Origin of the sequence: Kluyvera georgiana ATCC 51603 (assembly GCF_001654985.1) — a bacterium.
GTDB lineage: Bacteria > Pseudomonadota > Gammaproteobacteria > Enterobacterales > Enterobacteriaceae > Kluyvera > Kluyvera georgiana.
This window is the reverse complement of the sequence record NZ_LXEU01000063.1, coordinates 49,283-70,124: the sequence shown is the minus strand read 5'-3', so window position 1 is coordinate 70,124 and position 20,842 is coordinate 49,283. Positions and strand designations below refer to the sequence as shown.

The following is a 20,842-nucleotide window of genomic DNA, read 5'->3' as shown; positions in this document are numbered from 1 at the left end:
ATGGCGATTCAATATCCGTTTCCAGAGGTTAAACGGATTTACCACCCGAAGGTATCCTCTCTCAGGCTGCGAGGATTTTCCGGTCACCCGAAGGTGTTTCTCTCAGACCGGTAAAACGTTGGCTGGCAGTCACCCGAAGGCGCTCCTCTCAGACTGCCGGAGCATTAGCTGGTTGCATGTAGCAACAAGTAAGCCTGTCTATTTTCAGAGCAAATAGTGATTATGTCAACCTGGGTATCAAATGGGTATACCTATTAAATACTATCCAGTTTATTGGTAGAATATAAATAAGTTACCACTTAAATGATACCGATTGGAATGTGACTATTTTAATGTTACTGCCGGAGGAACTTTGTTTATATTTGGATATCTTCGTGCTTCAACTCAGGAACAGGATGCACTGCGTGCAAAATCGAGGCTCAAGGACTTTGCTCAACAACACAATCATCGCATTGCTGGCTGGTATGTTGAAAATGCTTCAGGCGCAGCATTGCACCGACCGGAACTGATGAGACTGCTTCAGGATACAGAGCCAGGGGATGCGATACTTATAGAACAAGTAGATCGGCTTTCACGCCTGGATGATAATGGCTGGGAATCTTTAAAAAAGATGATTAATGAGAAATCGCTTTCAATAATAAGCCTTGATTTGCCTACAAGTCACATTGCCCTGTCCACACCATCAGCTTATGACTTTACTCATAGTATGCTCCGGGCAGTGAATAATATGATGCTGGACATGTTAGCTGCTATCGCCCGTAAAGATTATGAAGATCGTCGCAGAAGGCAGATGGAAGGAATTACAGCCGCCAAGGAAAAAGGGAAATACAGGGGGAGGCTAGCAGATAAGGAAAAACATGAGTTAATTAGAACGCTTCGCAAGAAAAACGGAAAATCAATAAATGAAACGGCAAGGCTCGCCGGCGTTTCACGCATGACAGTTATTCGAGCATGTAAAGATACGGATTGAAATTTAGAAAAGCCACAGCCCTGAATGAGCTGTGGCGCTACGTCCTGAAAATTCAGTAAAGAAACAACTTATTCTGTTTCACCGCGAAAATAAACTTGTTTAATATAACGACCACGGCCATCTCCATGCCCCAAATCCATCGATACTAATGCTTCAGCTTCGTCGCGGCTCATTCCATTTTTAATATGATGATTTACAGCATCACGTGAATAAGCGTAACGCAAACTATGCGGGGCATTTTTACCATTCATCCCTGCCTCTCGTACAATATTTCGGTAACGATCTATTGCAGTATGCAGAGAAGGTTTATCAATCAGTTTTCCGTTATGTTCACTGACATAATGAATTGCCTTATCAAGAATTGATAAAACTTTTTCACGATTGAAAACTGTTGTTTCTCTCGGCCGCCCGCCTTTAGTCCCGAAAACAACACGGACACGCTCATTATTGTTAATCAATGACTGCTTCCATGTTTTTAACGACTTTGCGGACTGCACGGTTTCTTCTGTTCTCAATCCAAGGTATCTTGAAAGTTGTACCGCGAGCGCAACACCTTCATCTTTTTTAAGCGCAAAATTCACAACCGCATTAAGTTTTTCATCTGTAATAGGAAGTTTAGTGCCATCCCGGTTAGCACCAGAAATTCCCAGGGCCTGATTACTCAGGCTGGTATGATTGGGATCGGCCAGTTTATTTCTTCCTGCTGATAATAAAACAGAGCGGATAGCAGACATCTCATTCTGTAACGTCCTGAGAGACAAACTGTCTGCCTTCCTGCTCTCAATATATTTTTCAATATGGGAAGTTTTGATATGTTTTACGTCCCTAATCTGAATATTCAGTTCAGACAGACGTTCAGAAAAACGTTCTGCAATTCTTGAGCGGTCAGCCACAGTTTTATAACTTCCCCTTCCCTGACGAGCAAGTGTGACAAGTTGTTTGCACAGCTGTTTACTGAATCTGGACATTCCTATATCTCCACAGGGATACACGTCCCTCGGCTTGTAAATAAGCGGACGGATCTGTACCCCAGTAATTCATCCCCGACGACACGGTTGCTTTTGCGCTTCCTGCGTCTCAACTGGTATCTGTGCATCGGGGCGGCGAATTGTTGAGTTCTTGCGAGGCACCCCAGATCTCTGATCTGTTTGCTGCTTATGCAGAGCTGACTTACGTCAAGCTGCCTCCAACACTACTGTTCGTAGTGTCGCCATCGATACCGAGTCGATTTCCTCCTTACTGATAATTGAACGTTCAGACGGCCTTCCGTCGTGCTTACGTTGATGTAAAAGTGAGTTTAATACCGTACTAACACGGACTACATGTTGGTCAGATGGTAGTAAAACGTTGAAAACCACGTCGTACGTGGGTTGAGACGTTATGCGCTGCGCGCGTCACTTGGTAGTGTCTTCGCCACTTCACAAGTGACGCCGCGCAGCTTCGTGCTCCTAATGCAACTCCGTAAGCGGCCAAATGTGCCAAATGGCCTTATCCGTCGATGCAAAAGTCGTACGAAACTCAGGGCGTATCCCTGGCAAGAATCATAACGTAGTGAAAGATCAGAGCCTGATTCAGCTCCTTTAATGACAATTCAACATCAGGAAGATGTGAATCATTGAGGCGTTAGCCGGCCAGTTTTTGGTCGGTGACCTTATCCACATTAGTGGCCCCCGTTTTCAAAGGTTAAACGGGTTTACCGCCATAAGGCGTCCCTCTCAGGTATGTGGGACATTAGCTGGCAGTCACCCGAAGGCGCTTCTCTCAGACCGCTGAAGCATTGGCTGGTAACCGCCCGAAGGCACCCCTCTCAGGTTACAGGGGTTTTGGATGGTCGCCGTAGCGACTTCTAATGCACTGGTGATGTTAGCAACGCCTCAGATGATCGTCAACTTTCTTATATTATTCATTGTTAGGGTCTGCATATATCACCATTCCAACAGACATTAGATCCTCAACGTCATTAGCAAGAAAAGGTATAAAAGATTTGCTTTGAATTTTTTCTACTATACCTTGCCCAACGACTATAGGTACGTATTGATAGCCAGGAAAAATATCATTTGGCTTACCTACCAGCACACCTCCAGTATATTCATGGCAATCAGGAAATACATTTGAAAGAGTACTCAGATATGAAATATCAATCAAATGACCAGTATCTGTTGTATACCAGGCATGAAGATTTAGAGCAGGCGTCTCAGAAAAATCTTCGGGCTGAAATCCCTTGCTGGACCATTTTTCAAATTCATCATATGTGGGATTATAAAGCCATTTATCTCCCTTCCATAATTGACCGACTGTCGTCCAAATTTTACAGCCAAGTGCGGATTCAAAATATGGCTGAAGGAAATGACACCACTTGAGACATTGCCCTGCTGAAAAAGAGAAGCTATCCACTTCTGCTTCATGACACACTTTTGCCATCATATTATGATAATCCAATTCACCATCCTTCAAATCCGTTATTGAACCTTCATTAAAGCCCAGCCCTTTTGTAAATTTTAATGCATGCTCAAAGTTGGCTCTGTAATCCAGAGTTTCGTCACACTCTATAATTCGGCCTTTATATTTATTATGGAAATAGGACAAGAGATTAAACACACTTACTCCTTATAGATTTATGAGTGCGGATATAGCAATATCCACACCCTTAATAATTAGTTACTTCCCTTCAGCTACATTCTTAATATTTTGCATTAAATCCTGCAAGCCGCTACTTGCGAGTCTTTGCTTTGAAGAAGAACTGTACGTTATATGAATACGACTACCTGACCCATTTTTTTCTAGCTCAATAGTTAGGTGATCATCATAGTCGCCCCAATCTGAGCCCATTTTATAATAACTTCCAGTCATCGCATCCCATTCCTGATTACTATCGGTAATTGCGCTGGCAGTCCATTCGCCATCGTTATTTTTTTCTCTAATTGATCTCAGTTCATCATTAGAGATAAACTTAAACTTCCTTTTAATTCTTGCTGCTGCAGTATCAACATCTACTGGTACAGTATAACTTTTAGAGGTCGATTCTTTTTTTTCTGAAGGAGATACTTTCATACGCTGCTCATCATTTCCTGAGGAGTTACCTCTCAGGGAATTCATTATTCCTGAGGCACCATCACTGATTTTCTGGTTTGTAGTTGCTATATCATTCATACTACAAGCTGTTACGAGAACAGGTAGTATTAAAATAGTATATAGACCCTTCATATTCCTTTTTTCTCCCTATTTTTACCGTGAAAATAACAGCTTTAGTACGACTTACTATTCCGTCACATTGTAACAGACTGTAAAACCCTGCCGTATTGTATAATGAAAGTCAATGATGAGGTATACCAAATGGCTGGGCGTAAAAAGGAAGCTCACTTCACTTTAATTATATCACTTAGCTTAGTCGTGAAGGCGGGGGAAAGCCTTTCTCTGCGCATCTTCCAGCCCATAGATGCATCTTTAATACCTTGCCCTGCAAACCAAACAGAGCCTTTGCCTGAATGGTTAATGCTGTCTATTAATGTCATCAGCTCTTCGCTGTTACGATGAGGCTGAAAGTCATCAAAAAGGGTCAATTGAGATACGGCAGCGCTTCGGAAATCAGTGAGCATCACGCCAGCACGATGATAACGGTGCCCTGGTACAAATATCGTATCAAATGCCTTTATAGCCGCGTTAATGATATCCCGTGAATCCTGAGCGGGTACAGCAAGCTCTGTTACCGCCTGATTCTTATAAAACACCTCATTTTCTGAGAAAGGGCTGGTACTGATGAAAACTGCTACCCGTTTACAAAATTGATGCTCTGCACGGAGTTTTTCTGCTGCACGTTCAGCATGAGCGCAAATGGCCTGATGCAGGCTGACTTCGTCCGACGGTTTTTCTCCAAAAGATCGGGAGCATATGATTTGTTCTTTTGGGGCAGTAAATTCTTCTAAACCGAGGCAAGGAATACCGTTCAGCTCTCTGACCGTGCGCTCAACAACTACTGAGAACTGTTTACGAATGAATGAAGGCGACAGCTCAGCCAGCTGAAGTGCATTGTTAATGCCCATAAACTGTAATTTTTTACCCAGCCGCCGTCCTATACCCCAGACCTCCTCAACTGGTACTAAAGCCATTAACTTACGCTGACGCTGTCTGTCACTGAGATCTACCACACCTCGCGTTGCGGGCCAGCGCTTACTTGCATACTGAGCCAGTTTGGCGAGCGTTTTTGTAGGGCCTATTCCCACTCCCACAGTCAGATGTGTTCTTCGCTTAATCTGATCACGTATCTGATGGCCAAACACCTCAAGCGATAACAGATTACGCATACCCGTAAGATCACAAAAAGCTTCATCGATACTGTAAATTTCCACACGCGGAGTCAGTAACTGCAAAATAGTCATCACTCTGTCTGACATATCAGCATTTATGTGGAATACAATTTCAACAGCTTAATTAGTAACCGACTCAAAGCACGCGCGCTTTAGGTATGTCAGACCAGCGCGTGGTCCAAGCAGGGCTTAGCATTTCACGTTTCATTTTCCATTCGGTATTAATGCCCTGGCCCGCAAACCATACATTTCCCATTCCGGACTGGTTGATATCATCCAGTACCTTCATCAGCTGTGCGCTATTGGCCCGCGGCTGGTTATCTTCAAACAGATTGAGCTGGCTTACACCGTTTGGAGTGAAGTTATCAAGCATGATACCTGCTTTCATGTACCTTCGACCCTCAAGCCAGATACGGTCAAGTGATCGCATCGCAGATTCAATAATGTCACGCGTGTCCTGTGTTGGCAGCGTCAGTTTCTCACCAGCGCTGTTCCCGTAAAAAACCTCACCGTTTGCGTGTGGCGACGTCCGGATAAACACACCGATGTTGCGACAGTACTGACGTTCCCCGCGCAGTTTTTCCGCTGCGCGCGCAGCGTACTGACACAGCGCCTGCTGCATAGCGACTTTTGAGGTAATTCGCTCGCCGAAGCTGCGGCTACAGACAATCTGCTGTTTTGCCGGTGGCAGCTCTTCGAGCGGAATACATGATTCACCGTTCAGCTCGCGTACGGTGCGCTCCAGCACCACGGAAAAGTTATCGCGAATGAACTTCGGACGCGCGCGTGATAGCTGCAGAGCAGTTTCGATGCCCATAAGGTTGAGTCGTTTACCGATACGCCGTCCCACGCCCCATATTTCCTCAACGGGCTGGTTAGCCAGCAGGGTTTCAGTACGTTTCGGATTACCTGGCGTAAGCGCCAGTACGCCGCGAAACTGCTTCCACTCCTTGCCCGCCCACTGGGCCGATTTTGCCAGTGTTTTGGTCGGCCCCATGCCGATACCGACGGTGAGACCCGTTGTGGTAAAGACATGCGCACGCAGGCGACGGCCAAAAGTTTCGAAGTTCTCACAGCCGTCAATACCGGTGAGATCCAGAAACATCTCATCAATGCTGTACTGCTCGACGCGTGGCGTTATCTCTTCAAGCGCGGTCATTACTCTCTGGCTGAGGCTGTGATAAAGCGCGTAATTGGAGCTGAACACGTGCACCTTTTCCGGATAATCCTGTGTTTTTACCTCAAACCATGGCGCACCCATTTTGATGCCAAGCGCTTTTGCGCCAGCGGAGCGTGCAATGACGCATCCGTCGTTGTTGCTGAGCACTAGCACAGGTCTGCCACGCAGGTCCGGGCGGAACAGCGTCTCGCAGCTGGCATAGAATGAATTAACGTCAGCCAGGCCGAACATGGACATCATGATCTCCGCCGTGTGTAGATAACCCGCACATATCAGTTTCTCCGGCGCGGAGTGTGCACGAAGTGCGCCACTACGCCGAAAATTTCCAGGGTATCCGGGTCTGGGATAATAACAGGATAGGCGGGATTCATCGGCTGCAATACCGGCCCTTTCTGGGTAATAAGAAGGCGCTTGACCGTAAATTCGCCGTACAGTACAGCGATAACCACGTCGCCGTGCTCAGGCCTGAGTGCCCGATCGACTATCAGCAGATCGCCGTCGTAAAGTCCTATATCCTGCATGCTGTTGCCCTGTGCGCGCAGGAAAAAGGTGCTTGCCCTGTGGGCTATTAGATATTCGTTTAAGTCGAGTTCCTGCTCCGCATAGTCCTGGCAAGGAGAGGGAAAACCGCAGGGTACGCGTTCCAGGAAAAGGGGCCTGTAGCTGGGCGGCGGATTATCCGCCGGGTGCATCAACTCAAAGGCGTGAAACATAGCAAAAATCCCTGTCAAAATGCTGTACGTATTTACAGTAGTATTGTCTGACTTTACGGACGAAGCAAGAAGCGTGGGGCGACACAAATATCATTAAAATAATGGACTATTGATTTATTTGAATTTATAGCGGAACGACAGCTCGTAAAACAAGCAGCTATCAGGACTTTCTGTGTCAGGGCATGTTAAAAATTTATTTTGATTCAGGAAAGATCTTACTTAGTCTGTTCAGTACTTCACTTATGCCCCTGCTGACAATCCGATCCTCCCGCATCACTGTCCCCAGAGTCCGGTGAAGCGATGGCGTTACTGAGTAAAGACTGAGACCCTGCCTTTCTTCATGACTTGCAACGGACATACGGGGAACGATGCTGTAACCCAGGCCGGAACGAACCATCCTTTTAATGGCTTCAATACTGCCAAGCTCCATAACCGGGCTGACAGTATGCCCTGCATCGCTGAACCATCCGTCAATCAGATCGCGTGTGGCACTTCCGGGTTCAAATACAATCAGCGGCAGTGGCAAAAGGGTATCAGGAGACAGCGGTTTTGCACTCTGCTCCGAGGTGTCCTTTTCCATGATTACAACAAACTCATCCGTACCCAGCGGGCTGACACTCAGGCATTTACCGGCTGCCGGCAGCGTTACCAGACCAATATCTATACGGTTTTCCTCCACTCCCCGTACAATATCTGAAGTATTGCCTGTGCGTACATCCACCTTCAGCAGGGGATGGGTCTGTCGAAGTTGCTGCAGTAAGTGAGGTAGCAGATGGATACAGGCTGTTGCGCCTGTGCCGACAGTAACGGTGCCGGTTATTTCGTCTGAATGCAGGGAAACCGCTTCAACCGCTCCGCTTACCACCGCATCAATTTTCATGCAGTGTTCAGCGAGAGTCAAACCGGCAGTCGTTGGTCTTACTCCCCGGCTGGTTCGCTCAATAAGCCTGACCTTAAGCGTCTGCTCCAGCTGTCTTATCTGCAGGCTCACTGCCGGTTGCGACAAGCCAAGTACTTCTGCCGCCCCCGAGAAACTGCCCCGGCTGATGACCAGCCTGAAGGTAGCCAGATGATCGAGGTTCAGTGTTGCCATGCCAAAGTTTTCCTCATAACGCTGATAAGCCCTGCTGCCTGTCTGAAATGATTCATCCGGGTTAGTCTCTGTTTCTGATCTGAAAGGGAGCTGTACTGATGGAAATAACCGAAGCAGATGAACGACATATTCCCGCTATACAACAGATTTATGCTTATCACGTATTACACGGCACCGCCACTTTTGAAACCGAACCGCCGGGTGAGGCTGAAATGGCAGCCCGGCTGAAAAAGGTACATGCAGCAGGACTGCCCTGGTTGGTGGCGGTTGACGGAGGAATTGTTCGAGGATACTGCTATTTGTCTCTATACCGGGAACGGTGCGCCTATCGCTTTACTCTGGAAGACTCTGTATATGTTGATGCCACGTATCAGGGGCGGGGCATTGGAAAAATGCTGCTATCCCGTGCAGTAGGATGGGCAGAAGCCCGTGGTTTTCGGCAACTTGTAGCGGTGGTGGGGAACAGTGAAAATACTGCCTCCCTTGCTCTTCACCGCGCTGCAGGCTTCAGCATCACTGGCACCCTCAGGTCTGTAGGATTCAAGCATGGGCGCTGGCTCGATACGGTTATCCTGCAGCGTACGCTCGGGCATGGCGACGCTACGCTTCCGGAAAGTACAGAATGACACAAGGATATCTGACAGGCCGCACCATTTTCTGCATCGGCATGACGCAGCTTATCAACTGGGGTATTACGTTCTACATGCCGGGTGTCTTCGGAGCCGCCATCATGGCGGAAACAGGCTGGTCTTCCGGTGAGACATTCTCCGGCCTGAGCGTTGCCATGCTCGTTATGGGGCTGGTTTCACCGCTTATCGGTCCCGTAATGGCCCGTACCGGTGGACGCACCCTGATGATGGCGGGAACTTTGGCTATAACCATCGGGTGTTTTCTGATGGCGTTTACCTATTCAACATTAGCGTGGGATGCCGTCTGGATCCTGACAGGCGCGGGCATGCGGCTTGCTCTGTATGACGCCGCTTTTGCCATGCTTGTGGAAACCGCAGGCGCAGAGGCTCGCAAGGCAATCTCTCTGGTCACCCTGCTGGGCGGTCTCGCGTCGGCCGCTTTCTGGCCTGCTGGCGCAGCGCTTCTTCACGTCACCGACTGGCGGCATGCCGTCATCATTTATGGCTGTGCGGGCCTGCTGAGCCTGTTTTTTTTAACTGCCGTTCCGGCAGGCAGTCGGGTAAAACTTCCCGTAACAGGGCGATCCGGCCATTCGGCTGACGCAACAGCAACATCAGAGGACACAAAAGCACTCATCAGCGGCCTGTGGTATGCCACTCTGATAGCGTTGATAAGCTTTGTCTCCACCGGCGTGTCCACACATTTTCCCCGGATACTGGCCTCTTATGGCGTGCCTGCTCTGGCTGGCATGCTGTGGGGAGTGGGGCAGTTAGGTGCCCGTCTGCTGGGTGTAGTTTCAGGTGCACGAATCTCCGCGATACGCCTGAACCTTATAACCGGTATCCTGCTTCCCCTCTGTTTTCTGACCGGCCTTGCAGGCAGCATTACTCCTGTGGCTACAGCCTTTTTCGTTCTGGGCTATGGGGCCGTAAACGGACTGAATACGATCGTGAAGGCCGTACTTCCTCTTGTGCTGTTTGATCCGCAGCAGTACGCCCGCAAAACAGGAATACTGATGTCGCCGGCATTTTTTCTCGCGGCACTGGCTCCGTCTGCGTATGCCATACTGCTGGAGCGCTACGGTATACCCGGCACGCTGCTTTTTTCCTTCATCCTGACCCTGATCATTACGGCGATTTCTGTGGTCCTCTGGCAGCGTCATTCTGGCTCTGTTGTGCAGAACCGGGACCATGGAGCATCTACCCTTCACGAAAAAAATGTTTGACGGCTTCCATATTTCTATTATTCTGGAAATATAGTTAAAGGAGGCCGCATGGATTTACACACCGCAGCAAACGCACTTCGAGAACTGGGCCACCCGACACGTCTCCGCATATACCGGGAGCTGGTCAGGGCTGGTCATGAAGGCCTGCCGGTTGGCGAACTGCAGAAGCACCTTGAGATTCCTGCCTCCACGCTCAGCCATCATCTTTCAGCGCTGATGTCCGCTGGACTCATAAGCCAGGAACGGCAGAGTCGTACCTTGTTCTGCAGACCTTGCTATGCGCAGCTTGAGCAGCTGATGGCTTTTCTCACTGAAGAGTGCTGCGCCGGTGGCAGTAGCTGCAGCCTGTCTACCGAGATTTCCCATAAAGAGACTCCATTGTGAATAACGTGAATGATGCCCTGAACAATATCGATCTGACACTCCTGGATACGCCCCTTTCGGAAGAGAAATTAAAGGCCGAAGAGGTGGCGCATCCGCCCCGCATACTGATGCTCTACGGTTCGCTTCGGGAGCGCTCTTACAGCCGACTCACCACGGAAGAGGCCGCACGGCTGCTGACGGCCATGGGCGCGGAGGTGAAGTTATTCAATCCGTCCGGCCTGCCGCTGCCGGATGATGTACCTGAGACGCATCCGAAGGTCGCAGAGCTGCGCCAGCTAGTGCTCTGGTCTGAAGGGATGGTCTGGTGCTCTCCTGAGCGTCACGGTGCCATGACCGGCATCATGAAGACGCAGATTGACTGGATACCGCTGACGTCCGGGGCGGTCCGGCCCTCGCAGGGGAAAACCCTTGCTGTCATGCAGGTCAGCGGAGGCTCACAGTCTTTCAACGCCGTAAACCAGATGCGTATTCTTGGGCGCTGGATGCGGATGATCACTATCCCGAACCAGTCATCCGTTGCAAAAGCCTGGGCCGAGTTTGATGAGGACGGCCGCATGAAGCCTTCTCCGTATTATGACCGCATAGTGGACGTCATGGAGGAACTGATGAAGTTCACCCTGCTGACGCGCGGTCGTAGTGGTTATCTCACCGACCGCTACAGCGAAAGGAAGGAGAGTGCTGCGCAGCTCTCTGAGCGGGTAAACCAGCGCAGCATATAAAAAAGCCGGCATCTGCCGGCTTTTTCACATTTTCCCTGTCACAGCCAAGGGAAACATCAGTGGCTGACGCGATTCCCTTGCTCATCAATGACTGCTTCGCCGTCCTCTTTGGTAAACGCTCCCTTCTGCGGGTCCGGCAGTATGCCCAGAACCACTTCGGAGGGGCGGCAGAGCTTCGTTCCCAGCGGCGTCACCACCACCGGACGATTAATGAGGATCGGATGAGCCAGCATCGCATCGAGCAGTTCTTCATCGCTGAACCGGTCTTCAGCCAGGCCGAGCTGCTCGTAGGGATCGGTATTTTTACGCAGCAGGGCACGCACGCTAATGTCCATGTCCGTAATCAGCTTTTTCAGCTCGTCGCGCGACGGCGGTGTTTCCAGATACAGAATCACCGTGGGCTCGGTGCCGCTGTTGCGGATAAGCGCCAGGGTATTGCGGGACGTCCCGCAGGCCGGATTGTGATAAATGGTAATGTCAGTCATGAGCGTTACTCCATAAAGGCGCTGCACAGGCACAGCTCCGGGGTTAAGGTTAAACAGACAGGCGCAGGGCCAGCGCAGCCAGCGTCACAAACAGTACCGGCAGGGTCATCACGATGCCCACGCGGAAGTAGTAGCCCCAGCTGACGGTTATGTTTTTCTGTGCCAGGACGTGCAGCCACAGCAGGGTAGCGAGGCTACCGATAGGGGTGATTTTCGGACCGAGGTCGCAGCCGATGATGTTGGCGTAAATCATCGCCTCCTTCACCACGCCCTGAGCGGTGCTGCCGTCAATGGAGAGCGCGCCAACCAGCACGGTAGGCATGTTGTTCATGACTGATGAAAGCGCCGCCGTCAGAAAGCCGGTGCCGAGCGTTGCGCCCCAGACGCCATGCTCGGCAAACCGGTTCAGGGCGGCAGAAAGGTAATCAGTTAGCCCGGCATTGCGTAGTCCGTATACCACCAGGTACATGCCCAGCGAGAAGATAACGATCTGCCAGGGCGCACCTTTCAGTACCTTTCCGGTATCAATCACATTGCCTTTCCGGGCTACCAGCCAGAGAATAAACGCCGCCACCGCGGCCACAAGGCTGACCGGCACGCCGAGTGGTTCGAGGGCAAAGAAGCCGATCAGCAGCAGGATGAGAACAATCCAGCCGGTTTTAAAGGTACGCGCATCGCGAATGGCCTCACGCGGCGCCTTCAGCTTCGCCAGGTCGTAAGTGTCCGGGATGTCCCTGCGGAAAAACAGGTGCAGCATCACCAGCGTGGCGGCCACGGACGCGATATTCACCGGCACCATCACCGAGGCATACTCGCTGAAACCCAGTTTAAAGAAGTCTGCCGTGACGATGTTGACCAGGTTTGACACGATGAGCGGCAGGCTGGAGGTATCGGCGATAAACCCGGCCGCCATCACAAACGCCAGCGTGGCCCCGGGGCTGAAGCCCAGCGCCAGCAGCATGGCGATAACGATCGGCGTCAGAATTAGCGCGGCTCCGTCATTGGCAAACAGCGCCGCCACTGCCGCACCCAGCAGAACGATATACGTGAACAGCAGCCGGCCCCTGCCGCCTCCCCAGCGGGAAACGTGCAGCGCGGCCCATTCAAAAAAGCCGGACTCATCGAGCAGCAGGCTGATAATGATGACCGCAATAAACGTGGCCGTGGCGTTCCAGACAATCTGCCAGACCACCGGAATATCCCCGATTTGTACTACGCCGGTCAGCAGCGCCAGCGCGGCGCCGATAACGGCACTCCAGCCAATACTGAGTCCTTTCGGCTGCCAGATAACCAGTACCAGCGTCAGAATAAAAATCGCACCCGCCAGAAACATACCCTCTCCTTCTTAATTATAACTGCCCGTTGAAGCGGGCTGCTAACTGTACCCTGTAAATATATGCGTTTAATCGAATGTGTTTAGATAAAATTTTTACATGCAGACAGCTTTGCCGTTGGTGGTTGCGTTATCACGCTCAGCCTGCTGACTGAGATGAAGAATTTCATCCCGCTGACACAGATATGCCTGCTCAATGACCGCTGCTGCCCACGCAGGCATGTGTGGCGATAACCGGTAATGGATCCACTTGCCGTCGCGCCTGTCGATAAGCAGTCCACTCTCTCTGAGCAGGGCCAGGTGCCGCGATATTTTTGGCTGTGTTTCTTTCAGGATAGATACAAGCTCGCAGACGCAAAGCTCCCCTTTTTCGCGCAACAACAGCACCAGGCTGAGCCGGGTTTCGTCAGAAAGATTCTTAAAAAGTTGCAGGGGCAGCAGTGACGGCATAATTTCTCCTTCGTGGCGGACAGCAACAAGTCTCGTCTGCTGCAGACGAAAGGTCAACTTTATATTTATAAATTCATATATGTTTTGACGTGCTTACAGGCTTTTCAGTACAGCTTAATGAGGGAATAGCGGTTAAACGATATCACACAGATTTTAACGGCAGCACACTTTCAGCTGCCTTAATGGTCGGGCATGACGAAGTAACATCACAAAAAAAGCCTGTTTCTTTAGTGAACCGTTCTACTTATGGCAGAAAGCAGCATCAGTAAGAGTGGCTTCCGGCCAGATGACCTGCAGTGATAACCGGCACGATATCCTCAGGCTCTTCTGCCTGCTCCAGTTCGCGCAGAATACCGCAGTCCCGTGTTGCCCGGTTGGCATTGCAGTGGCTGTGGAGCTCAAATAGTTGTTTTTCCAGCATATTTAGTTCACGAATACGGGCCTGAACGTGGTTCAGATGTTCATTTATCAGGGCATTAACCGTACCGCAGTCTGCGTCTGGCTGGCTGCGCGCCTGCAGCAACACCCGGATTTCTTCATGGGTCATATCGAGCGCCCGGCAGCGCCGGATAAACATAAGCCTTTCGAGATGTGCGCTATCGTAATGGCGGTAGTTATTAGTCTGGTCCCGCAATGCGGCCTGCAGAAGCCCCTCTCGCTCATAATAACGTACCGTCTCTACAGGACATCCCGCCTGGCGGGCCAGTTCACCAATTTTCATATCACACCTCTTCTGAGCTTGACCCTGTAGTTACATCAGGGTCTTTAATGCCAGTATACGTTATGAACGGGATAAAAAAATGAGTGACTGCTGCAGTAATAAAAAATGTGGATCAGCCGCAACCGGAGAGGAGGCGTCTGTTAAAAATACCGCCACTGCCCCGACTGAGGCTTCAGGGAAAATGCCACCAAAAACGACTCAGACCACACCGGCCTGTTGCAGCACCGGGAGCTGCTGCTCAACGGACGGCCTGAGCCAGATGTCCGAACCGGTTGCAGAGCTTCCCCGCAACGATGACGTTCAGACGCGTCTGCGCATCATGCAGATGGACTGCCCGACGGAGGAGACGCTCCTCCGAAAAAAACTGGCAAAATTACCTGCCGTCAGCAATCTTGAATTCAATCTGATACAGAGGGTGCTTACCGTGACCCATACACCGCAGGCGCTGGAACCGGTTCTGCAGGCGGTGCGCTCGCTGGGTTTTGACCCGGAACCGATTGATAAAGCAATGCAGCCTGAAGGCAGCTGCTGCTCAGGCCGTGAGGCGGAAAATACCGGCGGTTCCTGCTGCTCGCCTGCCCCTGTCACATTCGGTGAGCTGCAGACGCAGCAGGTGACCGCTGACGGGGTGCGTACCAGTATCAGGATCATGCAGATGGACTGCCCGGTTGAAGAGGGCATGATCCGTAAAAAGCTGGACGGCATGTCAGCCGTCAAGGAACTGGATTTCAATCTTATGCAGCGTGTACTGACGGTGGTTCACGCACCGGATACGCTGGAGCCGGTTCTGGCCGCCATTCGTTCTCTGGGCTTTGAACCTGAACTTCCTGACAGTAATGGCCGGCACGCGGTCACTGAGGAAAAGAAAAAACACTGGTGGCCGCTCGCGCTTGCCGGTGTGGCGGCAATCGCCGCCGAAGCCATGCACTGGGCGGGCATGCCGGAATGGCTGGAAGCGGCTCTTGCTCTGGCTGCCGTTGCGGCCTGTGGCCTGTCCACGTACAAAAAAGGCTGGATTGCTCTTCGCAACGGCAACCTGAATATCAACGCCCTGATGAGTATTGCCGTCACCGGGGCGCTGGCGCTCGGACAGTGGCCTGAAGCCGCCATGGTAATGGTGCTGTTCACGATTGCGGAACTGATTGAAGCGAAATCTCTTGATCGCGCCCGCAATGCCATCGGCTCTCTGATGAAGCTGACGCCTGAAACGGCCACGGTTCAGCAACCGGACGGCTCCTGGAAAGAAACTGAGGCCAGGTCTGTATCCCTTAACAGCGTGGTCAGGGTAAAACCGGGCGAGCGTATCGCTCTCGACGGCACGGTGGTCCGGGGCAGGACCGCCATTAATCAGGCACCTATTACCGGCGAAAGTCTGCCGGTGGATAAAGGGGAAGGTGACCCGGTCTTCGCCGGGACGGTCAACGGCTCCGGTGGCTTTGAGTACCGTGTAACGGCCGCTGCCGGAAATACCACGCTGGCGCGTATCATTCATGCCGTGGAGGAAGCGCAGGGGGCAAAAGCCCCTACGCAGCGCTTTGTTGATCGCTTTGCACAAATTTATACCCCTGTGGTGTTTGCTATTGCCGTCGCAGTTGCCGTTCTCCCACCGCTGATTGCAGGTGAAAGCTGGCAGGAGTGGATTTACAAGGCGCTGGTGATGCTGGTTATCGCCTGCCCCTGTGCGCTGGTCATTTCCACGCCAGTGACCATTGTCAGTGGCCTGACGGCAGCAGCCCGCCGGGGGATATTGATCAAGGGCGGCGTTTATCTTGAAGAAGGCCGAAAGCTGAAGTGGCTGGCGCTCGACAAGACCGGCACCCTGACGCACGGTAAGCCGGTACAGACGGATGCGATTATCTATACCGGGGTGGCAGAAGATGAGGGGCGCAGTCTGGCTGTGAGCCTGGCAGGTTACTCCGATCATCCGGTTTCGCAGGCTGTATCGGCGGCATCAGATGGCATTCAGCGTTATGAAGTGGAAAACTTTGAGGCTCTGCCAGGCCGCGGCGTGCGCGGCGTCATCAACGGTCAAACCTACAGTCTGGGCAATCTGAGGCTGGCTGAAGAAACGGTGCGCTGTCCGGAAGCGGTCAGGGCTGCACTAACGGAACTGGAGACCGGGGGTAAAACGGTCATCATGCTCTGTGACACTCATCAGGTGCTAGGGCTGTTTGCGGTGGCTGATACGGTGAAGGAAAGCAGCCGCGAGGCGATAAGTCAGTTGCATAGTCTGGGTGTTAAAACGCTCATGCTGACCGGAGACAATGCGCACACTGCGCAGGCCATTGCCGGTCAGGTTGGTATCGATGAGGCGCGGGGGGATCAACTGCCGGAAGATAAACTGCGTGCTGTAGAAACATTTACGGCGCAGGGCACGACCGGCATGGTGGGCGACGGCATCAATGATGCACCGGCGCTGGCCCGCGCCGATATCGGCTTTGCCATGGGTGCAATGGGCACGGATACCGCCATCGAGACTGCCGATGTGGCCCTCATGGATGATGATTTGCGTAAAATTCCGGCTTTTGTCCGACTCTCCCGGCAGACGTATAACATTCTGGTTCAGAATATCGTTATGGCTATTGGGATCAAGGCAGTGTTCCTGGCCCTGACCATTGCAGGTATGGGGACCATGTGGATGGCCGTATTCGCGGATGTGGGGGCAAGCCTGCTTGTCGTGGCAAACGGTCTGCGCCTGTTGCGTAAGTAACCTGTCTGGCTGCTCTTCCGGTAAAGACAGGCACCTGAAAATAGCCGCTAATCTGCACTCCGATAAAGGAAGAGAGTATGAAACCGCGTAACATGATTTTATTGCTGATGCTCGCAGTCGTGTTTCCGGCAACGGCTGCGCAGGCAGTACACGGAAACCATGCCGGAATGTCACCGTCTTCTGAGGCCTATATGGACGGCATGAATAATATGCACGAAGGAATGATAAAGGCCGTACAGGACCCGGATGCAGACAGGGCATTTGCCAGGAGCATGATTGAACATCACAAAGGAGCCATTGCCATGGCCGAAACGGAACTCCGTTATGGTAAATCACCGGCAATGCGGAAGATGGCTGAAAGCATTATCAGCGCCTAGAAAGAAGAAATACGGCAGATGGAAGTATGGCTCAGTAAATAAGCTCTTTTTTATTACTTTCGTTACGGCGTAGCAGCTCCTTACTACGCCGTCCTTCACACACATAAAGTGAATTCCGGTCAGGGCCTGCTACAGAATACGTGGGATATCTGTTTTCATAAGAGCGGCGTTCAGTTTTTCCACATCACCTTCTATTACTTCTTTCTCATCGGGCGTCAGTGGCACTTCTTCAAGATAATGTTTTACCGATGCCTTACTTTCCAGTAACAGTCCTCTTGCACTTCTCTTTGGCAGATTAAAATCACATCCGATGCATGCCATACGGTGCGGGCAACTGCTCCAGAAGGGATTAGTACAGAAAGAGTCGCCCAGATCATAATATGTCGCAGGTCCCGTGAGGCTGGTTGCTGCGGGGTCATGATCAATCAGCACGCTTATCATGTGCGCTACCCGGTCAGCTTTAACAAAAGAGGCAGCAAGCTGCGTCGGGCGTATTCGAATATAATGCATGGTGGATTGCGGCGAAGAGTGTCCTGACCACTGCATCAGCTCGTATAAAGACATGCCCTGAGGAACACTGGCCAGGGCAGTTACGGCCGATGCGCGTCCCCTGTGGCTGGTAATGGGGCCCCGGCTGTCTTCCTCAGGCACTCCTGCCCGGGCACAGAGAACCGGAATAACGGTGCGGTTTATTATGTCTCTTCCCACCGGTTTGCCCCGGTACTGAAACAGAAAACGGACTTTTTCACCGGTGCGTTCATCCGTCAGAGCTGCCTGTTCTTCTGGTCGTTCTGCCAGCCAGATATCGACATACTTTTTCACCACTGCAGAAACCGGCTTAACAAAGGCTTTAGATGTCTTGCCGGCCGGCACGTTCAGATAGCAAAGAGTCCCGGCAGGAATGGTACTGCCGTCGTCCCGGTTAATATCTTCCGATTGTGGAATGATGCAGCCAGCGGTCAGGCGCATCAGCTCATTCTGACGCAGCCCTGCATGCGTCCAGATGACTGCCATAGCCTGCAGCATAGAGAGGGGGTAGTGAATTTCACTGAGCAAATCTTCCTGACGCAGATTCAGGCTTGCCCAGACCAGTTTCAGCCATACAGGATCATCAATAACACGCGGATTGACGCCCTGACGAAAGAGCGGTGTATCAGGTGTGGAGAGATGGCGGGCCGGACTGAATTTCAGACGTCCCCATTCCCAGAGTTCGTAGTCAAACATAAAACGACGAACGGCATACACGAAACCGGCACGGGAATTTGGCAGCATGGGCTCTCCGGAACGTGGAGAGCGGCGCACCCCACGTTCTGTACCCAGTGAAAGTTCATCAACCTTCATTCTTCCGATTGCAGCAATGAAGCTGGCGCAGATCTCCATTGTCCAGTCGGACGGCGAGCGAATTTCCGGATGCTCGCGGGCGAGCCACAGACCGCAGCGGAGGATAAAGCTGTACTGGCTCTCTCTGGACCGGGGCCGAAGCACCGACGTTTCTCTCCAGCGCCGGCACCACGTTACCCACTCTGTGGCAATATTTTCTGTGGGTTTTTCGTGCCACTCACGGTAATTGCGCATACGTACGGCACTTTTGAGGATGCCCATTGCGGCCAGCGCATGTGAAACTCTGCCTACTGTTCGTGCGATTCCCCGATCGTGATAATTCTGCGCGCGCCACAGGAGTTCAGTTGTGAAGCTTTCAAGCTCAGGATTATTGTTCATCATCATCAGTATGCCCAGCAGGGCTGACAGGGCGTTTTTCTGGTTCTGTCGTTTGTATCCCAGCGAGACAAGCGTATCAGTCAGCCGGTTGAGTTCCTGAATGAAAATGTCCCGGCCATAGATGGCACAGGCGTACAACGACGGAGCACCATGATGCGGCAGGTCGAACGGTGAGGGAAACGGGCCAAGATGGAAGGCAAATGCCGCAATAAGGGGCCTGCCGGAACGGTGCTGCAGGCACAACGTCAGCCACTTTTCCGAATCCCACAGCCAGCAGGGTTTCCTTGTCCGGTGTATTTCCGCCAGCACGACAGGAATGATAATCCTGACGAGTCTGTCACTCGTACCGCTGCGGGCGGCAATATCCTGAAGTGGCCGCAGTAAAGATGACAGCGGACCTTGCTTGCTCAAAGCAGAGATACGTTTGTGCCCTGTGCTTAATGCCTCAAGCTCTTCAATGCTTAACACATTATTCAGCTGATAATCTGAACGCCTGAAGGGGACATAAATTTTATGAATTCCTGTTTCTGCTTTCATCACACGGCTCCCGCCTGAAAGATAAGCCCTGCAATCTTACGGTCGGTTTCAGCGACGGCAGCAGCCATGCGGGCAGCCATATCCGTTCCCGACAGATGAATATAAATTTGTGTTGTACGTGGGTCCCTGTGCCCTGCATAAGTAGCCAGTTCATGCAGTTTCCATCCGGCCCGTGCCAGATGCGTCAGCCGGAGGTGACGAAAAGTATGCGTGGTGATGTCTGGCTGATCAGTCTCTGCCGCCCATTTCCGTACGGTTTTACTCCAGCTCCAGAAAGAGAGAGGAGCGCCGTAATTACGGTCAGAGACGGAACGGAACAAAGCACCGCCTGACCAGCCTTCCAGCCGTAGCTTTTGAAAATGGTTTGCCAGTACCGGCGCAACGTCGGCGCTATAGCAGACCATTCTTTCCCGTCTGTTTTTCGTCGTTTCTGCCCGGATGCGTATCAGGCGATGAGCCAGGTCAATGTCCTCAAGCCTCAGAGCCGTCACTTCAGTACGTCGGAGCGCCCCATAATAAGCCAGAGCAAGCATCAGTCGGTCACGCAGAGGCGCTGCAGAAACGTGTTTCAGGAACCTGAGCCACTCCCCGTCATCGGGAATAACGGGGAGTCGGTTGATACGTGGGATCAGGCCGCGTCCGGTATAAATGGCACCAGGCAAACCCGAACGGGGTAACGGGTTGAGACTGCAAATATCCTGATAAACCAGAAAGTCATACCAGAGACGAAGAGCTGAAAGGCGCAACTGGAGCGTGGCGCTTGCAACGGACGACGGCATATCAGGGAGCTGAGGTCGGATATATCCTGCAATGTCTTCAAAGGAAGCTCTTTCAGGAGCAATGTCGTGTATTTCACAGAAGGCAAAAAAATGCGTCAGGGCACTTCGATAGGCTTTAATAGTTGCGCTGGCTCTTCCTAAATTCGAAAGAATTGTAAGCCACTGCTCAGTCAGCAGAAGAGCAGATGCGGAATGCATGGAAGTGTTCACGGCCTTCCCCTTTCAGTTCATAACAACTGATTAAAGTTTATACCGAAGATGTTGCATTCCATTTAACTTACTATAAGCTGTAATTACTTGAAAATGCTACAACACCCTTTTTCTCAGCCTCACGACCAACCTTGAACCAGGGATCGCCCATTTTTAACCCAAGTGATTTTGCTGCTGAGGAACGGGCTATTATGCAGCCATCGTTATTAGACAGCACCACCACAGGTTTGCCACGGAGATCTGGTCTGAAAACTGTCTCGCAGGAAGCGTAAAATGAGTTAACATCGACTAGGGCGAACACTG

General features: G+C 51.5%; 20 protein-coding genes and 1 pseudogene. 7 read left to right on the top strand and 14 right to left on the bottom strand.

What is annotated here, in order from left to right; translation table 11 throughout:
- The first annotated feature begins 352 nt into the window (after positions 1–352).
- Positions 353–970 (top strand): recombinase family protein, encoded by a 618-nt coding sequence (locus M989_RS15645; RefSeq protein ID WP_020899211.1) that lies wholly within the window; start codon positions 353–355, stop codon positions 968–970.
- Positions 971–1,038: 68 nt separating this feature from the next.
- On the opposite strand, the gene M989_RS15640 is transcribed toward M989_RS15645, so the two are convergent.
- The 7 genes from M989_RS15640 to M989_RS15610 all read right to left on the bottom strand — a co-directional run bounded on the left by M989_RS15640 (position 1,039) and on the right by M989_RS15610 (position 8,260).
- Positions 1,039–1,938 (bottom strand): integrase domain-containing protein, encoded by a 900-nt coding sequence (locus tag M989_RS15640; protein ID WP_006786007.1) that lies wholly within the window; start codon positions 1,936–1,938, stop codon positions 1,039–1,041.
- Between the two features lie 931 nt (positions 1,939–2,869).
- Positions 2,870–3,568: a hypothetical protein gene (locus M989_RS15635; protein WP_064546784.1), complete on the bottom strand. Its 699-nt coding sequence runs from the start codon at positions 3,566–3,568 to the stop codon at positions 2,870–2,872.
- Positions 3,569–3,628: 60 nt separating this feature from the next.
- Positions 3,629–4,174, bottom strand: a complete 546-nt coding sequence (locus M989_RS15630) for a hypothetical protein (protein ID WP_020899213.1) — start codon at positions 4,172–4,174, stop codon at positions 3,629–3,631.
- Positions 4,175–4,326: 152 nt separating this feature from the next.
- On the bottom strand, positions 4,327–5,373 hold the full coding sequence (gene umuC, locus M989_RS15625; protein ID WP_254889019.1) for a translesion error-prone DNA polymerase V subunit UmuC: 1,047 nt from the start codon (positions 5,371–5,373) through the stop codon (positions 4,327–4,329).
- A gap of 37 nt (positions 5,374–5,410) precedes the next feature.
- Positions 5,411–6,685, bottom strand: coding sequence for a translesion error-prone DNA polymerase V subunit UmuC (umuC, locus tag M989_RS15620; protein WP_023202697.1), 1,275 nt, complete (start codon positions 6,683–6,685; stop codon positions 5,411–5,413).
- Positions 6,686–6,726: 41 nt separating this feature from the next.
- Positions 6,727–7,167 (bottom strand): translesion error-prone DNA polymerase V autoproteolytic subunit, encoded by a 441-nt coding sequence (umuD, locus tag M989_RS15615; protein WP_006786002.1) that lies wholly within the window; start codon positions 7,165–7,167, stop codon positions 6,727–6,729.
- Between the two features lie 193 nt (positions 7,168–7,360).
- On the bottom strand, positions 7,361–8,260 hold the full coding sequence (locus M989_RS15610; RefSeq protein ID WP_006786000.1) for a LysR family transcriptional regulator: 900 nt from the start codon (positions 8,258–8,260) through the stop codon (positions 7,361–7,363).
- Positions 8,261–8,358: 98 nt separating this feature from the next.
- Between M989_RS15610 and M989_RS15605 the strand changes: the two genes are divergently transcribed.
- Genes M989_RS15605 through arsH form a run of 4 tightly spaced genes read left to right on the top strand, consistent with a single transcriptional unit; the run spans position 8,359 to position 11,218 of the window.
- Positions 8,359–8,886, top strand: a complete 528-nt coding sequence (locus tag M989_RS15605; RefSeq protein ID WP_020899215.1) for a GNAT family N-acetyltransferase — start codon at positions 8,359–8,361, stop codon at positions 8,884–8,886.
- Positions 8,883–10,115, top strand: a complete 1,233-nt coding sequence (locus M989_RS15600) for an MFS transporter (RefSeq protein WP_023202698.1) — start codon at positions 8,883–8,885, stop codon at positions 10,113–10,115. The genes M989_RS15605 and M989_RS15600 overlap by 4 nt, the downstream gene beginning before the upstream one ends.
- A gap of 48 nt (positions 10,116–10,163) precedes the next feature.
- Positions 10,164–10,499 (top strand): ArsR/SmtB family transcription factor, encoded by a 336-nt coding sequence (locus M989_RS15595; RefSeq protein WP_006785996.1) that lies wholly within the window; start codon positions 10,164–10,166, stop codon positions 10,497–10,499.
- Entirely contained in the window at positions 10,496–11,218 is a 723-nt protein-coding gene (gene arsH / locus M989_RS15590; protein ID WP_006785995.1) for an arsenical resistance protein ArsH, read from the top strand. The genes M989_RS15595 and arsH overlap by 4 nt, the downstream gene beginning before the upstream one ends.
- Before the next feature lie 56 nt (positions 11,219–11,274).
- Here the strand turns inward: arsH and arsC are convergent, their stop codons facing one another.
- The 4 genes from arsC to cadR all read right to left on the bottom strand — a co-directional run bounded on the left by arsC (position 11,275) and on the right by cadR (position 14,207).
- Entirely contained in the window at positions 11,275–11,703 is a 429-nt protein-coding gene (arsC, locus tag M989_RS15585; protein ID WP_006785993.1) for a glutaredoxin-dependent arsenate reductase, read from the bottom strand.
- Between the two features lie 49 nt (positions 11,704–11,752).
- Positions 11,753–13,036, bottom strand: a complete 1,284-nt coding sequence (locus M989_RS15580) for an arsenic transporter (protein WP_006785992.1) — start codon at positions 13,034–13,036, stop codon at positions 11,753–11,755.
- Between the two features lie 96 nt (positions 13,037–13,132).
- On the bottom strand, positions 13,133–13,486 hold the full coding sequence (locus tag M989_RS15575) for a metalloregulator ArsR/SmtB family transcription factor (protein ID WP_006785991.1): 354 nt from the start codon (positions 13,484–13,486) through the stop codon (positions 13,133–13,135).
- Positions 13,487–13,748: 262 nt separating this feature from the next.
- Positions 13,749–14,207, bottom strand: coding sequence for a Cd(II)/Pb(II)-responsive transcriptional regulator (gene cadR / locus M989_RS15570; RefSeq protein ID WP_006785990.1), 459 nt, complete (start codon positions 14,205–14,207; stop codon positions 13,749–13,751).
- Between the two features lie 259 nt (positions 14,208–14,466).
- Here cadR and M989_RS15565 point away from each other — a divergent pair, with 259 nt between their 5' ends.
- Both M989_RS15565 and M989_RS15560 read left to right on the top strand, forming a co-directional pair.
- Positions 14,467–16,917 carry a heavy metal translocating P-type ATPase gene (locus M989_RS15565; RefSeq protein WP_006785989.1) on the top strand — a complete coding sequence of 817 codons (2,451 nt, stop codon included), beginning with the start codon at positions 14,467–14,469 and terminating at the stop codon, positions 16,915–16,917.
- A 77-nt stretch (positions 16,918–16,994) separates the two neighbouring features.
- A complete protein-coding gene (locus M989_RS15560) occupies positions 16,995–17,294 on the top strand; it encodes a DUF305 domain-containing protein (RefSeq protein ID WP_006785988.1) in 300 nt (99 codons plus the stop codon).
- 129 nt (positions 17,295–17,423) lie between these two features.
- Here M989_RS15560 and M989_RS15555 read toward each other — a convergent pair whose 3' ends face one another.
- The 3 genes and pseudogenes from M989_RS15555 to M989_RS24740 all read right to left on the bottom strand — a co-directional run.
- Positions 17,424–19,550 carry a tyrosine-type recombinase/integrase gene (locus M989_RS15555; protein ID WP_006785987.1) on the bottom strand — a complete coding sequence of 709 codons (2,127 nt, stop codon included), beginning with the start codon at positions 19,548–19,550 and terminating at the stop codon, positions 17,424–17,426.
- Positions 19,550–20,527 (bottom strand): tyrosine-type recombinase/integrase, encoded by a 978-nt coding sequence (locus M989_RS15550; RefSeq protein WP_023202702.1) that lies wholly within the window; start codon positions 20,525–20,527, stop codon positions 19,550–19,552. Before M989_RS15550 ends, M989_RS15555 begins: the two co-directional genes overlap by 1 nt.
- Positions 20,528–20,612: 85 nt before the next feature.
- Positions 20,613–20,840 (bottom strand): annotated as a pseudogene (locus M989_RS24740) (Y-family DNA polymerase); the annotation flags it as partial.
- Positions 20,841–20,842: the final 2 nt, after the last annotated feature.

What these genes read in the sequence shown, in the direction of transcription:
- M989_RS15575 (WP_006785991.1), bottom strand. Translation starts at nt 13,486, where the DNA reads ATGCCGTCACTGCTGCCCCTGCAACTTTTTAAGAATCTTTCTGACGAA.
- M989_RS15640 (WP_006786007.1), bottom strand. Translation starts at nt 1,938, where the DNA reads ATGTCCAGATTCAGTAAACAGCTGTGCAAACAACTTGTCACACTTGCT.
- M989_RS15600 (WP_023202698.1), top strand. Translation starts at nt 8,883, where the DNA reads ATGACACAAGGATATCTGACAGGCCGCACCATTTTCTGCATCGGCATG.
- M989_RS15565 (WP_006785989.1), top strand. Translation starts at nt 14,467, where the DNA reads ATGTCCGAACCGGTTGCAGAGCTTCCCCGCAACGATGACGTTCAGACG.
- umuD (WP_006786002.1), bottom strand. Translation starts at nt 7,167, where the DNA reads ATGTTTCACGCCTTTGAGTTGATGCACCCGGCGGATAATCCGCCGCCC.
- M989_RS15580 (WP_006785992.1), bottom strand. Translation starts at nt 13,036, where the DNA reads ATGTTTCTGGCGGGTGCGATTTTTATTCTGACGCTGGTACTGGTTATC.
- M989_RS15560 (WP_006785988.1), top strand. Translation starts at nt 16,995, where the DNA reads ATGAAACCGCGTAACATGATTTTATTGCTGATGCTCGCAGTCGTGTTT.
- umuC (WP_023202697.1), bottom strand. Translation starts at nt 6,685, where the DNA reads ATGTTCGGCCTGGCTGACGTTAATTCATTCTATGCCAGCTGCGAGACG.
- M989_RS15630 (WP_020899213.1), bottom strand. Translation starts at nt 4,174, where the DNA reads ATGAAGGGTCTATATACTATTTTAATACTACCTGTTCTCGTAACAGCT.
- arsC (WP_006785993.1), bottom strand. Translation starts at nt 11,703, where the DNA reads ATGACTGACATTACCATTTATCACAATCCGGCCTGCGGGACGTCCCGC.
- M989_RS15610 (WP_006786000.1), bottom strand. Translation starts at nt 8,260, where the DNA reads ATGGCAACACTGAACCTCGATCATCTGGCTACCTTCAGGCTGGTCATC.
- M989_RS15595 (WP_006785996.1), top strand. Translation starts at nt 10,164, where the DNA reads ATGGATTTACACACCGCAGCAAACGCACTTCGAGAACTGGGCCACCCG.
- cadR (WP_006785990.1), bottom strand. Translation starts at nt 14,207, where the DNA reads ATGAAAATTGGTGAACTGGCCCGCCAGGCGGGATGTCCTGTAGAGACG.
- M989_RS15555 (WP_006785987.1), bottom strand. Translation starts at nt 19,550, where the DNA reads ATGAAAGCAGAAACAGGAATTCATAAAATTTATGTCCCCTTCAGGCGT.
- M989_RS15605 (WP_020899215.1), top strand. Translation starts at nt 8,359, where the DNA reads ATGGAAATAACCGAAGCAGATGAACGACATATTCCCGCTATACAACAG.
- M989_RS15550 (WP_023202702.1), bottom strand. Translation starts at nt 20,527, where the DNA reads ATGCATTCCGCATCTGCTCTTCTGCTGACTGAGCAGTGGCTTACAATT.